Annotated in this window: 1 protein-coding gene; it reads right to left on the minus strand. The window is 51.7% G+C overall.

The features are described 5' to 3' along the window. The coding region (locus tag AY633_RS15250; protein ID WP_186008785.1) for an L-lactate permease at positions 1-352 on the minus strand (352 nt) is incomplete at both ends.

Below are 352 nucleotides of genomic sequence, written 5' to 3' on the forward strand. Positions count from 1 at the left end.
GCTGACAAAACATCGGGCAGCTCAGGCCCTAAAAAATTGGAACTGAGATATTGAACAACAGCAAAGGAAACACCGGATACGAGAATCGCCGGCCAGATCTCCAAGGCTTTCCTGAACCCGCTCATGATGATGATTAAATAAAGAGGAATAAATACGGATAAAAACGGCAGCTGCCGCCCAACCATTTGCGAAATCTCCATCGCCGGAATCCCTGTCGGCCCTTCTACGGCTGTAATTGGAATCCCAATCGCCCCAAAGGCAACCGGCGCCGTATTGGCGATCAAACAGATCCCCGCAGCATAAAGAGGATTAAAGCCGAGACCGACCAGCAGCGCGGCAGAAATGGCGACCG

This window comes from Planococcus maritimus (assembly GCF_001592825.1).
Classification (GTDB): Bacteria; Bacillota; Bacilli; order Bacillales_A; family Planococcaceae; genus Planococcus; species Planococcus maritimus_C.